This is a genomic window from Geomonas diazotrophica (assembly GCF_018919385.1).
Taxonomy (GTDB): domain Bacteria; phylum Desulfobacterota; class Desulfuromonadia; order Geobacterales; family Geobacteraceae; genus Geomonas; species Geomonas diazotrophica.
The window spans coordinates 52970-65907 of the sequence record NZ_JAHLMF010000012.1 but is presented as its reverse complement, the minus strand read 5'-3'; the positions used below and the strand labels follow the sequence as shown (position 1 = coordinate 65907).

The 12938-nt window shown below is 59.5% G+C and carries 13 protein-coding genes; 3 read left to right on the top strand and 10 right to left on the bottom strand.

Annotated elements, in window-relative coordinates:
• Positions 1 to 187 precede the first annotated feature (187 nt).
• The gene (locus KOM00_RS14295; RefSeq protein ID WP_216499607.1) at positions 188 to 2026 is read left to right on the top strand and encodes a tetratricopeptide repeat protein; all 1839 of its coding nucleotides are present in this window, start codon (positions 188 to 190) and stop codon (positions 2024 to 2026) included.
• A gap of 205 nt (positions 2027 to 2231) precedes the next feature.
• Here KOM00_RS14295 and KOM00_RS14290 read toward each other — a convergent pair whose 3' ends face one another.
• From KOM00_RS14290 to KOM00_RS14245, 10 genes are all read right to left on the bottom strand, one after another.
• The gene (locus tag KOM00_RS14290) at positions 2232 to 3188 is read right to left on the bottom strand and encodes a cytochrome C (RefSeq protein WP_216499606.1); all 957 of its coding nucleotides are present in this window, start codon (positions 3186 to 3188) and stop codon (positions 2232 to 2234) included.
• 170 nt (positions 3189 to 3358) lie between these two features.
• Entirely contained in the window at positions 3359 to 4333 is a 975-nt protein-coding gene (locus KOM00_RS14285) for a cytochrome C (RefSeq protein WP_216499605.1), read from the bottom strand.
• 396 nt (positions 4334 to 4729) lie between these two features.
• Complete coding sequence (locus KOM00_RS14280; RefSeq protein ID WP_216499604.1) at positions 4730 to 5020, bottom strand: hypothetical protein; 291 nt, start codon at positions 5018 to 5020, stop codon at positions 4730 to 4732.
• Between the two features lie 608 nt (positions 5021 to 5628).
• Positions 5629 to 6210, bottom strand: a complete 582-nt coding sequence (locus KOM00_RS14275; protein ID WP_216499603.1) for a cytochrome c3 family protein — start codon at positions 6208 to 6210, stop codon at positions 5629 to 5631.
• Positions 6211 to 6372: 162 nt separating this feature from the next.
• Positions 6373 to 7695 (bottom strand): cytochrome c3 family protein, encoded by a 1323-nt coding sequence (locus tag KOM00_RS14270; RefSeq protein ID WP_236026982.1) that lies wholly within the window; start codon positions 7693 to 7695, stop codon positions 6373 to 6375.
• Positions 7696 to 7962: 267 nt separating this feature from the next.
• Positions 7963 to 8592, bottom strand: coding sequence for a hypothetical protein (locus tag KOM00_RS14265; protein WP_216499601.1), 630 nt, complete (start codon positions 8590 to 8592; stop codon positions 7963 to 7965).
• A 292-nt stretch (positions 8593 to 8884) separates the two neighbouring features.
• The gene (locus KOM00_RS14260) at positions 8885 to 9358 is read right to left on the bottom strand and encodes a DUF2318 domain-containing protein (RefSeq protein WP_216499600.1); all 474 of its coding nucleotides are present in this window, start codon (positions 9356 to 9358) and stop codon (positions 8885 to 8887) included.
• A gap of 71 nt (positions 9359 to 9429) precedes the next feature.
• The gene (locus tag KOM00_RS14255) at positions 9430 to 9840 is read right to left on the bottom strand and encodes a heavy-metal-associated domain-containing protein (RefSeq protein WP_216499599.1); all 411 of its coding nucleotides are present in this window, start codon (positions 9838 to 9840) and stop codon (positions 9430 to 9432) included.
• A 195-nt stretch (positions 9841 to 10035) separates the two neighbouring features.
• Positions 10036 to 11145, bottom strand: coding sequence for a two-component system sensor histidine kinase NtrB (locus KOM00_RS14250; protein WP_328758572.1), 1110 nt, complete (start codon positions 11143 to 11145; stop codon positions 10036 to 10038).
• Position 11146: 1 nt separating this feature from the next.
• Positions 11147 to 11344 carry a ferredoxin gene (locus KOM00_RS14245; protein ID WP_216499598.1) on the bottom strand — a complete coding sequence of 66 codons (198 nt, stop codon included), beginning with the start codon at positions 11342 to 11344 and terminating at the stop codon, positions 11147 to 11149.
• A 174-nt stretch (positions 11345 to 11518) separates the two neighbouring features.
• Between KOM00_RS14245 and KOM00_RS14240 the strand changes: the two genes are divergently transcribed.
• Positions 11519 to 12415 carry an SDR family NAD(P)-dependent oxidoreductase gene (locus tag KOM00_RS14240; RefSeq protein WP_216499597.1) on the top strand — a complete coding sequence of 299 codons (897 nt, stop codon included), beginning with the start codon at positions 11519 to 11521 and terminating at the stop codon, positions 12413 to 12415.
• The gene (locus KOM00_RS14235) at positions 12412 to 12921 is read left to right on the top strand and encodes a hypothetical protein (protein ID WP_216499596.1); all 510 of its coding nucleotides are present in this window, start codon (positions 12412 to 12414) and stop codon (positions 12919 to 12921) included. Before KOM00_RS14240 ends, KOM00_RS14235 begins: the two co-directional genes overlap by 4 nt.
• Positions 12922 to 12938: the final 17 nt, after the last annotated feature.

Sequence of the window (12938 nt, the reverse complement as noted above, 5' to 3'; positions counted from 1 at the left end):
TTCTTTGTAGTCAAGACGGCGGCTTTTACGTCATTAAAACTAGTCTTAACAATCTCTTCATCACTGCCGCAACCTGTAGAATCGAGACTTTGTTTTCTGCAGGAACTCCACCGACATCTCTTAGCTCATGGGGTATCCCCGGCCCATCCCGTACGCCACGCCCACACCACACTAACCTGAGGTACAGATGAAGAACACTCACCAGTCCCCACTGTTCCGGTTAGCACCGATGCTCATTATAGTTTTTGCCACGTTGGCCGTCTATCTACCGATTCTGCACCATAATTTCCAGATCTTCTGGGATGACGCCATGTACGTTACCCAAAATGAAGCTGCCAAAGGCCTTTCGCTGGCGCATGTTCTAACGGCTTTCACCACCAATTACGCGGGCAACTTTGCTCCGGTTCACATCATTTCCTACATGCTTGATTACTCAATATGGGGGAGCAATCCAAAGGGATATTTTCTAAGCAACATCATCATCCACATCATGAACGGAATTTTGCTGTACCGTTTACTTGCCAACATGAACTGGCATAAACCGGCAGCATTGCTTTCAGTTTTTATCTTTCTGCTGCATCCAGTACAAGTTGAATCTGTAGCCTGGATTTCCGAAAGAAAAAATCTGCTTGCGATGTTCTTCTCGCTTCTTTCTTTTACAAGCTACATCGAGGCCAGAAAACATGAGAAGGTTTACGTAAGCAAAGCCTACTGGATCAGTCTCGCCTGTTTCATCCTGGCTCTTCTTTCCAAGTCGGTGGCAGTGATCATGCCTTGCATCTTCATGCTTTATGACATTTGCACCATACAGCAATCATCATGGCGCAAAACCTTACAGGATAAGGCGCCTTTTCTTGTTGCTGCCACGGCAATGGCATGGATCACGATTCAATACCAGGCACATGGGGACATCCCTGGGGTAGGAGGGGGCAGAGTTGGGTACCATGGGGGATCTGCTTTAGTCACCGGCCTCACCATGCTGACAGTGCTCCCGCAATATCTCAAGCTGTTGTTTTGGCCAACCGGATTGAGCGCAGTATACGACCCTGTATTAAGAGTGCACCTGGACTCGGCGGTACTACTCGGGGGAACAATTTGTGCCCTTTTGGCATGTATCGGCATTTTTCTCTTTTTGCGTTCTCGAGATCTCTTTTTCTGGTACGCAGTTTTTTTCATCGGGCTCCTGCCTGTCTCACAGATCATTCCACTTACAACCCTGATGAACGACAGGTATCTGTACTTCCCAATGCTGGGTGCAGCCCCGCTGCTAGGCAGACTGATCATCAGTAGCAAGTTGCCTCGCCAGGCTGCTATTCCGATGGCGGCGACCATCACCGCGATTCTGGTCCTCCTGACATCTGCAAGAATTAAAGTGTGGCAGAATGATCTGACCCTATGGACAGATACTGCCGACAAAGCTCCAAAACACCCTGTGGCCCTGTATGGAAAGGCGCAAGCGCTGCAAAACGCTGGTAACCTGGATGCAGCTCTGCCCCTGTACCTGGACGTGCTAAAAGTTGCCCCCCGGCATGCGGACACCCTACTGCACCTGGCTGCGCTGTACAAGGCAAAGAACTTGCCACTTCAAAGCCGGCAGTACCTTCTCAAGTTAGCCAGTTACTATCCCAACTTTGCGCAGGCTTTTTTAGATTTAGGTATGAATTACTATGAAACAGGAGAACTCGAGGAATCAAAGAGGAACCTGGAGAGAGCACTTGTGTTGCAGCCAAATTCGATACAAGCCCTGAAATATCTCGGAATTATTTGTTTGAGAACGAGGCAATTTCATGACGCAGAGAGGCATCTTTCACTTGCATTGTCACAAAACCCGGCCGATGCGGTGACAGCCTATAACCTTGCCTGCGTTAAGGCGCAACAAGGAAAACCTGAAGAAGCCATCCTATACCTTAGCAAGGCAGTCAATCACGGCTTTTCGAGTCCGGACGCTATAGAGACTGACCAGGACCTTGACCCCATACGCTCATCTCCGGGTTTCCAAGAGCTGTTGCATTCATTAAGAAAATGATACGTCGTCAATCGGCTTCTCGACAACCGTGATTGGGACGGGCAGCGTCCTGAGATCAACTAGTAGTTCTGGAGAACCCTGGTGAGCAGAGTGATGCGGAATGCCCCCCCCCTGACAACCCGCCTACAGGCTTAGTTTAAACGCAGAGAAGGGCAGCCGGGGAAAAGGCTGCCCTTCTTTTTTTCAGATGGGGACGGCAGTGTTACTAGTGGCAACCAAAGCACCACGATTTGAAGGTCGCCTGGACCTGCACCACCCCGTCGGCATGGAGGCTCGGATTGGTGATGGTATCGCCGATGCCGTTGCCTGGGCTCGAGGCATCCGGATGGCAGAACTGGCACTGGTTGGCCTCCCCTGTGGGGCCCTGATTGGCATGCTTGCCACTGTGCCAGGCGTTGCTCCCGTTGGAACCGTTTCGCGGCGGATCGTCGTGACAGGCTGAGCAACCGGCGGGACCGGTCGAGTACCAGGAGGGGGTGGCATGTGGGACTCCGCCGCCGTAGGTGAGGGTCGTGAGTACATAGGCGTCGGCCCCCCAATCATATGTATAGTAGCTAAAGGTACCAGACACGTTGTGACATGCCACGTTGAGACAGGTCTTGGCGCTCGCGTCGTAGCTGGGCGCAGGTTTGCCCGCCACATAGGCCGGGCCGCTCTTGTCGAAAACCAGTCGGCCACCCACCTTGTGACACACCGAGCAGGCGAACGTGTAATGACCGGCTACCGCCAGTCCCGGCGCGCCATGGGCACCGGTCGGAGTGCATGAAGGATCTCCATCCACGCAGACCTCTTCCTGGACCATCAGGGCAGCCGTTTTGGGAACCGCGTTGGCTTTCTTTTCGTAATAGCTGTCCACGGTGCTGTCATGTGGTACCCACATCTTGCCATCGTATATGAACTCTTTTCCGATCGTGGTATCGAAATAGATCATACCGAACACGGCCTGAGGAGGAGGGGCGGGTAGCCTCTGCTGCGCCCTCACGGGGAGCTTGCTGACGTCCACGACGGTGGTAGCCGGTATCGCCTTTTCGGTAGAGGCCGTATCGGTAGTCACCTGAGTGACGTTGGATACATCGCCACAGCCGGAGACCAGCAACAGGGCCAACGCGAAAACGTAACGGGTGCGCTTAAGGCTAGTCGGATTCACACATTTGCTGGACATGAGTCCTCCTTTTTGCAGCGTGTTCCGCAGAGGTGCGGTTGCCGCCGTTGAGGGTTTGCCCCCTCTAACGACACTCCGATGCAAGTTCTCCTAAAAATCCATACGGCGATGCTTCGCCCATTGAAAAAAGATCCACGGAAAACCGGTTTAAAAAATCGGGCCACGCTGCTTCAATGGCAGTCGAAACAGGCGGAGGTGAACGTTGCCGAAACGTCAGCGACGCCGTTTGCGTGCAAGGACTTGTTGGTTATCGTGTCGCCGATACCGTTACCCGGACTGGAGGCGTCAGGGTGGCAGAACTGGCACTGGTTGCGTTCCCCAGTCGGACCTTGGTTACCATGGTAACCGCTGTGCCAGGTGTTGCTGCCAGTGGAACCGCTGCGGGGCGGATCATCATGGCAGGCGGTGCACCCGGCAGCTCCGGTGGAGAACCACGATGACGTCGGACGGGGGGTCAAACCGCCGTAGGTAACTGTTACCAGATCATACTGATCACTCCCCCAATTGTAACTATAGTAGCTGAACGAACCGCTCACGACGTGACACGCCACGTTGGAGCAGGTCCTGGTCGAGGTGTTGTAGGTGGGAGCGGGAAGCCCGGACGCGAAGGCCGGGCCGTTCTTTGCAAACGAGACAACCCCGCCAACCTTGTGGCAGACCGCGCACCCGTAGGCGTAATGCCCGGCAGGGGTTGTGCCGGGGCCACCGTGGGCGCCGGAAGGGGTGCACGCGGGGTCGCCGTCGGTGCAAACGTCTTCCTGGACCATGGACGCCGCAGTTTTCGCGGTCGTTTTGGTATCGCTGGCCGCAGCGTTTTGTGCGGCGTAGAAGCTGTCCACGGTTTTGTCGTGCGGGACCCAGAGTTTGCCGTCGAAGATGCGTTCTTTCCCGGTGCTCGCATCGATGTAGATCATCCCGAAAACGGCTACCGCGGGCGGGGCCGAAAGCCGTTGTTTTGCGTGGGAGGGCAGGGTTCCAACTTCGTCCTTGGTGGCCACCCTGGTGGTCACCTTGCTTACCGTGACGGATTGACCGCCAGTCGATCCGGTAAGGGAGGCAGTCCCCTGGTCGCAACCGGCGACCATAAGAACAGTCAAAGCTAAAGCTCCAAGAACAAGCTCCATGGGGAGACGCCTGACGGACATGATGCCCCTCCTTTGCATAAAATTATATTTGGTCAGTTCAGCAGGTTGTAGGGAAGGTGAGCGTTATTCCCTGTGGATAAAACTTTGGCGCTCAGGCTTCACAACATCTTTTTAACTAAAAAATCTAATGGTCCCGTATATCACAACAGCCGTAAACTGTCAAAAAACATTTATAATTTCATAAATTATTTTTCTGACATTAGCGAGAGGGGACTTTCGTGATACAGCCATTGACGAGAGTGGCGAGAGAAATATTGGGCGCTGTCGTTACAACTTTGTTTGTGCTGGGGCGGGGTTCGAATTTTTATACATGGCCAATTACTGGAAGGGTTAGGTGGGGCTGCCGCCCCACCCGAAAATGGAGGATAGATTGTTCCTTAGGTAGATCCCATACATTTATCGCGGGAGCGATGCTATCTGATTGGTCTCCATCAGTTCCAGCTTTTTTGCACGGTGCAGGAAAGCTGCCGACTCCTCTCTACTTTGCGTAACCCCCCACCCCATCCCATACATGAGACTTAAGTAAAAGTTCGCCTTGGCGGAATCGCACTTTTTGAATTCTACGACAGCTTCAGCATACCGTTGCTGACGAAAAGCGCTCAAAGCAGAGTCGAAATCTGCTAAGGCTGGTTGAACTGTAACCAGAGAAAAAAACACCAACAAAAAGAGTCTGTTCCGAATTTTCATGGTCGACCTCCAACGTGAATTTCGTCAGTCCGGCGTTGCAATGACATGAGCAATGGATGTGCCAAGCAGCAACCTGGCGTAAGACCCCGATTTAAAGTTCTTTTCCCTGTCGTATCTCCCATGGTGACCCATCAGCAATTGAACACCTACTGACCAGTCAGAAGGTAACCCGCTACTTTAACTGAGAAAAAATCCGAACAGGGGGATGCGCAGAGTTAGAACAGCATAGGGCACACCGTTGGCGAGGTGACAGGCAAAACCTTTCGGTGCAGTGGGAGAGGGCGAGCAAAGTCCCCTTAACTTACGTGGAGAAAAACGGAGAATGCCCTTTCTGCCAAACAGGGCTGCGGGGAGAAGACGAAGCTGTCCTCTGTGGGCCGGTGAGGATCATCTATTTAGCAAGAAACAACGCCTGGAGTCACAGATTTCCTCAAGAGTACTAATGACCACTCGTCCCGGGGAAAGCCGAACTCTGCAATTCGGTAAGACTAGCGCAGGACACCGTGTCGCACGAACTCTTCATTGACAGCCCCGACTGGACCTGAAAGCGGTTTAGGGGCAAGGACATAGGGGTACGGAAAGGAAACGCGTCTTCTGTGGGGACGCGCTTACCTGAGGAAATATTTCACATCCCCGTCGTGGGGATCGTGGCAATCGGTGCAGGCCATTCCGTTGTCGACCACCTTCTGGTGCATGGCTTCGGCTATCCGCTTCTCCTTGTGGCAGACGAAACAGAGCTTCTTCTTCTCCACCTTGAGCAGCGCCTGCTCGCGCGAGGAGTGCGGGTCGTGACACTGTAGGCACGCGCCGGTAGCGACCGGGCCGTGCACGAAGTACTTTTTCTTGATGTCTGGGTGGCAGACGAAACAGAGCCGGTCCGGGGGCTCTATCAGCCCCTTGTCCGTGCTCCCGTCGTGACAGTCGTAACAGCGCGCCTCCTTATAGGGAGGGTGACTGCTGACCATATCCTTCTTGATCCCGCCTGCGGTGCTCTTCACGGCAGAGTGTTCCCCGGGCGCATCCTTCTTGTTGAATTCCTGACAGTACTGGTCCGCCGGCGGCATACTGGGGGCGCCATCCAAAATCGTGGTGCTGATCTTGTGCACCGTGATGGGATCGCACCCGTGCAACACCCCGATGACGAAGGTGATCATTACGAATTTGGTACCTAGACCTAGAGCCCTTGCCATTGACACTCCGATTTTCAACCTGCGATAACGACGCCTGCAACTTCCCAGTGCCATCTTGGCCTCTAAAGGGATTCGAATGTCCCGTTTGAGACAGGCTGTGCCCGGCGCCCCTTGGGAAACGGCGCTGCCTGCCATTGCCCCGGGCGGGCCGGGAGGCTAGGGCTACCTGTAGACTTCAGCCTTGACCCTGTCGTACTTGAATTCCCTGTGGCAGCCGGGAGCGCAGCTCCCGCCCGTTGGGGTGATCGCGAAATGCAGAGGGATCTTCCACCCGCCGAACTGCGCCCCTTCCTTGTTGATCAGTTTCACCCCGTCGCTTGCGTGCGGCTCGTGGCAGATGCGGCAGGTGCGCCCCTTGCGCGCCACCACGTGGAGATAGTGCAGGTTGCGGTTGCCATTTCTGAACTTGGTGTAGATGGTGGTCTCCGGGAACCTGAGCAGGTTCCTTTCGTGGCACCTCAGGCAGGCGTCGTAGGCCCCGTCTTTATAGGAGAAGTAAAGGTCTTCCGGATAGTTCCCCTTGAGAAGTCGGAAATAGTTGGACCCGTGCGGGTCGTGACAAGCCCTGCAGTCTCCCTTTTGCAACGGGCCGTGCAGGAAGGCTTTGCCGTCGAGCTCCCTGCTGATGTTGCGGAGCGGAGGGCTTCCCAGGGTATCGGTGCCGTGGCAGCCAAGGCAAAGCGCCTTCTGGTCCGCCAGGAGCATCCCTTTTGCCTTGCCGTAGTGCGAGGAGTGGCAATTGGGGCACCCCCCCTCCTGGAGCATCGGCTTGTGCGGCACCTTGGCCGAGGCGACGACCTTGCCGACGTTCTTGTGGCACCCGGTGCAGAGATCGGGAAGCTTGTTCTTGACGAACATCTGGTAGGGCGACCCGTGCGGATCGTGGCAGGCAGTACAGGTATCCTTGGCCACCGGCGGATGCACCACCGTGGCCTGCCGCATCCGCGTGCCGAAGTCGGCATGGCAGTTGAGGCAAACGTCACGCACCTTCCCTTTCAGGAGGGCCTTCTCCCCGGAGTCGTGAGGATCATGACAGGTGTTGCAGAAACCGAGCGCCACCGGCCCGTGCAGGTACTTCTCTTTGAAGGGCTTTGCGTCGTGGCAGTTTAGGCAAAGCGCCGTGCGGTCCTCCCCCACCTCGAGCAGAAAGCGCTGCGCCGCGCCGTGTGGCTCGTGGCAACCGAGGCACTCCCCCTCCTTGACCGGGGCGTGGACCATCGCCTTCTTACCAATGCCGTCATGGCAATCCCGGCACAGCCCTTCACTTTTGGCAGCCAGTTCGAAGCTCTTCCCCCCCTTCACGGGATGCTCATTCCCCTTCGACGTGTGACAGGCGGAACAGTCTCCATCCCTGACGGGGACGTGGGCATATTGGAGCGCGGCAAGGGAAGCATGACATTGGGTCGCCGTACAGGTTGCGCCAAGAGCCGGGCTGCAGCAGAAAAGGGCGAGGACAGCTAACGCCGTTGAGGCAAAAGACAACATCGTCATTTTGAAAGCATCCTGATCCTGATCGTAGTTGGGGATAAAGAGGCACTTTAACGGCGCCTGTGCCTACGGAAAGCCTACGCGCTTCCATGCGGTTACCCTCAATTTCCGCACAGACTGCCAGCGTACACATATCAGGAAATACAAATATCAGGATCTGCAAAAGTTTTCAACAGTTAAAGACCTCCCCGCCTCGCCCCGGGGGCGTCACCGTGACGTAGCGGGCAGGAGTTTGACGGGAAGAGCGGGGAAATGGAGGCGAGGTTACCCCTCTGGGTAGTCGGAGAGGGCGAGGAAGGTTTCCTTGAGCTCGAAGGAAAAGATGGAGAACATCCGCTCGGCGAGGCGGGTGGTGAGCACCGGCGGGAACAGCGGCACGGCCAGGCGGTAGATCAGGTCCAGCATCCCGTCGTGGGGGTTCTCCTCCAGGAACAGGGCGCCGTACTGCAGGACGGGCGCAAAGAGGAGCGCTTCCTCCATGACCGCGTCGTCCTCGCTGAAATACGGGAGGATCATCTCCAGCGAGAAGCAAAGCCCGGAACCGCCGGCGTCTTCGGTGATGCTCAGCAACAGTTCGTCCTGCGGCGAGCCGTACTCCAGCGCCTCGGGGGAGACGTCCCCCGCGGGGAGCACCATCACCTTGCCGTGCACCGGATCGATCCCGTAGGGAGCGCCGCGGTTGGCAAGGAAGCGTTCCAACTGCTGGTACCCCTTGGTCTGCAGCCTACCCATGCCGCGGTAGAAGGCGGAACGGAACAGGTCCCGGTTCGCGATCAACTCCTCGAGCGGAACGAACTCCTGCTCGGCAGCCGAAGGCCTGGAACTCCTGTTTTCCGCGTTATTCACCACGAGCCTGAGGTGCGACCTCTTGCGCTCGTCCTTGTCCTTGCTCACGTGATACCCCCTGATGCTGCCTGCTCTTCTGTAATACACCGCCGGGAAGACGGGTGTCAACCAGCAAAACCGGCGCGGGTCGACGGCTTGGCCGCGCCACAACGGAAAGAACCGCCGCCGGCCGCTCGGCGCGCCCCCAAGAGCGCTCGCGGCGGCCTCTCCCTTCCCTTGCCGTGGAGGGGGGGCTCCGCCGGGGGCGCGGCGCCCGCGGAGCGGGCACAAGAAAACGCCGGGGCGCGGCCATGCGCGTTCCCGGCGTTTCACGTACCTGGGTTCTATCCGCCCGCGCCGCCTAGAAGAAGCGGGCACCCGCCTTGAGATCGTTGACGGAGATGGTCACCTTGCCTCCGTCGACCTTGGCGGCAAGGTAGGAGGGATTGCAGCCGCCGCCCGAAGCCGCGCCGATGCGGTTGATGGCGAACTTCTGGTTGCAGTTGAGGCAGTTCATCTTGTCGCCCTGCTGCTCGTACCCCTTCTTCTCGCGGTAGCAGACGTCGCAGGCGTCGAAGGCGACGTGAAGCTGGCCGTCGCTTCCCTTGACGATGAAGAAGTTGATCTCTTTCCCGGCATCGGCGAACTTGTAGAAATGCGCCTTGCCGTCGCTCACCTTGGCGACGGGAATGGTGACGCTGCCGGCCGCCGGCTTCACCTTCTCGTATTTCCCCATCCCGGGAAGGTTGAAAGCGAAGGCAACGCTCGCCATGGCCACGAGGGCGATGGCGACCAGAAGGAGGGCCTTGAATCCTTTTTTGCTCGACTGAACCATGTGTTGCTCCTTTTCGGGCCTGACGGGCAGGCTGTTGCTTAATCGCGCCACGCGGGCGTGGCGAAAACTGTTCATTGGGCGGCGCCACAGCCGCGCGAGCCGTAGCACCCTCCGACGGGCGCCTTGCCGCCGATGTCCCGACCGACCGCGCTGCGAAACTGCTGCGGCGTGACGACCTGGGCCACCTGGGAAGGGAAACCGCTCTTCTGCACGGCCTGGGCGAGTTTCTCGGGCGCGGTCTGCTTCGAGTCGTAGCCGGCCACCACCAGACCCGACTCGAGATCCACCTCCGCCGCCGCCACCCCCCTTTGGGACTGCAGGGCTTCGGTGATCTTCTTGACGCAGGCGCCGCAGGTCATCCCCGAGGTACGCAGCACCACCACCTGGTCGGCGGTCGCCCCGACCCGCACGTAAAAGGCGAAAACGGCCAGGACGGTCACCACGGCCAGGACGAGCGCGCTGTTAAGGATCTTGTTTTTCATCACGTTGCCCCCGGTTCGGCGCGGGGCGCAGCGTGCGCCCTCCTGCCCGAACGCACAACGCTTTTACAAGGAACGTGCCAGGCAACCGGAGGCGGGTTAACTACCCGGCATCACTGCACCGGGTTTCCCTCCCGGGGAGCCGGTTCGGGCGGCCCTGTGGAATATCCGGCAGGCGCAGTAGGATTTTCCACAGTGTCAACCGGAGACGGGGAGGCGCACCCTGAAGGTGGCCCCCCTCCCCGGCTCGCTCTCCACCTCGAGGCTCCCGCCGTGCCCCTCCACGATCTTCTTGGTGATCGAGAGTCCCAGGCCGGTGCCGCTCCCCTTGGTGGTGAAGAAGGGCTCGAAGATTTGGGCGATGGCATCGGGTGCGATTCCCGCGCCCTGGTCGGCGATACGTATCTCGATGCAGCCTCCCTTGCGGTCGAAGGAGGTGGAGACCCGCACCGTCCCCCCCTCCGGGGAGGCCTGAATCGCGTTCAACATGATGTTCAGGAAGGCCTGGCGCAGCTTCTCCGGGTCCGCCACCAGCCGCGGCAGGGTTTCGCGGGAGAGGTCGAGACTCACCCCGCAGCCGCGCGCCTGGGCCGACAGCAGGGTCACCATGTTGCCGAGCTCCTCGTTGACGTCGCACTCTCTCTTGTCGGCCGGCTCGGGACGCGCCATGCGCAGGAAATCCTCCACCACCCGGTTCAGCCGGTCCGACTCCTTGACCAGGATCTCCAGGAATTCGCCGCGCCGAGAGGCGGGGGGGGCCTCCTCCATCAGGATCTCCGCCGTGCCACGGATCGAGGCGAGCGGGTTTCTAATCTCGTGGGCCAGTATTGCGGAGAGCTCGCCCAGGGCCGACAGGCGCTCGGCGCGCCGCAGTTGTTCCTCGATCCTGATGATCAGCTCCGACTGGGTCTTGAGCTGCCGGTAGGAATCCTCGAGCCCCTGGGCGGTCCGTTCCAGCTCCTCGCGCCGGCAACGCTCCTGCTGCGAGAGAAAGCCGGTGATCCCCCCTACCACGTTGTAGAGGATTACCTCCAGGTACTTCTCCATCTCCATGGCGATGTGCCCCCCCCACTGGAACAGGATGTGCGGGGCGTAGGCCACAGTCACCAGGATGGCGCAGCCGATGCCCCCGCGGAACCCGAACCAGTAGGCGGCAAGGATTATGGGGATGTAGTACAGGCGCTGGAAGATGTCGTGCAGCATCCCCAACCTGAGCGGTGTCAGGTAGTGCAACAGGCTGATCGCCACCACGCAGGCGAACAGGGCGCCTCCCTTGATCAGGCCGGCAGGCCGGCTGGCCGGTGACACCCTACTCCTCCTCCCACCCGATGCACGACACCGGGCAGAGCTCTACGGCCTGCGTCTGGATCACATCCTCCGCGGCGCCGGCAGGGTTGTAACACTCCGACTTGCCGTGCGCATCGAAGCGGAACACCTGCGGACAGTTGGCGATGCAGATGCCGCAGCTGATGCATTGTTCATTGTCCACCCATGGTCTTCTTGCCACCGACTCCCCCTTTTCATCCTCGAGGTTGGCCCGGCGGGATACCGGACCACCGGTCACTATAGCGCAGATGCCGGCCAACTTCCCAACGAAAAATGGCAGATGGGAAACTTGACAATCGCACCGGCCACCGGAGAATCGTTAAATTATTTTAAAAATATGCAAAAGGGGGACGGCATGCGCGCACGGCCAGACATGACCGGCAGGATCTGCCTTGTGACCGGGGCCAGTTCCGGGATCGGGAGAGCCACCGCGCTCGCCCTGGCCCGGGCGGGGGCAACGCTGATCGGGGTGGGACGGGACCGGGTGCGCTGCGAAAAGAGCGCGGAAGCGATCAAGCGGGAAAGCGGCAACTACCAGGTAGAGTTCTGGCAGGCGGACCTTTCCATCCAGGAGGAGGTCCGCGCGGTCGCCCGCCGTTTCCAAGCGGTCTATCCGCGCCTGGACCTCCTGGTAAACAACGCCGGGGGGAGATTCGCCCGGCGCCTCACCACCCCCGAGGGGCTGGAGATGACCTTCGCCCTCAACCACCTGGGGTACTTCCTGTTGACCCTGCTCCTTTTGGAACTGCTGCGCCGGGGGGAGCGGGCCAGGGTGGTCAACGTGGTCTCCGCCGCCCATCGCGGCTGCCCCGGTATCGATTTCGACGACTTGAACCTGGAGCGGGGGTACGACGGCAGGAGGGCATATGCCCAGTCCAAGCTGGCGAACCTGCTGTTCACCTATGAGCTGGCCCGGCGGCTGGAGGGCAGCGGGATCACGGCCAACGCGGCCGCCCCCGGCAACGTGCTGACCCGCTTCTCGCTGAACAACGGCCTGGGGAGCTGGCTCTCCCATGTCGCCGGCTCCTTGAAAAGCGGCGCGCTGGTCGGGCCGCGCCGGGGGGCGCGCACCGTGCTCCACCTCGCCTGCGCCGGCGAGGTGGCAGGCAGAAGCGGCGGCTACTGGGCCGCCGAGAGGGAGGGGGCTTCCTCGCCCGCCTCTTACGACCTGGCCGCGGCGGAGCGCCTTTGGCGGGCGAGCCTGGAGCTCACCGGGCTTGCCCGCCAGGCACGGGAAGGGAGGCTGCCATGAAAATTCTGCCCACGCTGACCCTGGTCATCGCGCTCCCGGCAATGGCCGCAAGCGCAGACGCCGACGACACCTACTACCCCTACCCGTTCTACGATGAGTACTACCGGCAACTGGAGGAGCAGCATCCACCGGCTCCCGCGCCGCAGGGAGGGGAGCCGGTCCGGCCGGTGCCGTCGACGGCTAGGCGCCCTCCCCTGTTCCTCTTCCCCGCGGAACTGGGGTTCGGGGCGGCGGTGGGGAGCGCCGGGGACCTCTTTTACCTTGGCGGGTCGTACCTGAAGGCGAGCGACGGGGCCTGGTACCGGTCCGGCTCCTGGCGCGGTCCCTGGAGCCGGGTGCCGCGCGGCAAACTCCCCCCCGAACTCTCCAGGCACACGCTCGCCCAGATGCGCGTGCTGCGCAACCGGGAATTCCGCCACTTCTGGGAGCAAAAGGGGAGCTACCGCGGGCGGGTGTTCCGCCCCGGCGAGGAGCCGGCAAAGCCGGCGGGTAAGCGGCCTAACTAGGCCACGATGCTGCCGCC

Coding starts and splice junctions, on each gene's coding strand:
- KOM00_RS14295 (WP_216499607.1), top strand. CDS start 188: ATGAAGAACACTCACCAGTCCCCACTGTTCCGGTTAGCACCGATGCTC.
- KOM00_RS14270 (WP_236026982.1), bottom strand. CDS start 7,695: ATGTTGTCTTTTGCCTCAACGGCGTTAGCTGTCCTCGCCCTTTTCTGC.
- KOM00_RS14275 (WP_216499603.1), bottom strand. CDS start 6,210: ATGGCAAGGGCTCTAGGTCTAGGTACCAAATTCGTAATGATCACCTTC.
- KOM00_RS14290 (WP_216499606.1), bottom strand. CDS start 3,188: ATGTCCAGCAAATGTGTGAATCCGACTAGCCTTAAGCGCACCCGTTAC.
- KOM00_RS14285 (WP_216499605.1), bottom strand. CDS start 4,333: ATGTCCGTCAGGCGTCTCCCCATGGAGCTTGTTCTTGGAGCTTTAGCT.
- KOM00_RS14255 (WP_216499599.1), bottom strand. CDS start 9,840: ATGAAAAACAAGATCCTTAACAGCGCGCTCGTCCTGGCCGTGGTGACC.
- KOM00_RS14260 (WP_216499600.1), bottom strand. CDS start 9,358: ATGGTTCAGTCGAGCAAAAAAGGATTCAAGGCCCTCCTTCTGGTCGCC.
- KOM00_RS14240 (WP_216499597.1), top strand. CDS start 11,519: ATGCGCGCACGGCCAGACATGACCGGCAGGATCTGCCTTGTGACCGGG.
- KOM00_RS14280 (WP_216499604.1), bottom strand. CDS start 5,020: ATGAAAATTCGGAACAGACTCTTTTTGTTGGTGTTTTTTTCTCTGGTT.
- KOM00_RS14235 (WP_216499596.1), top strand. CDS start 12,412: ATGAAAATTCTGCCCACGCTGACCCTGGTCATCGCGCTCCCGGCAATG.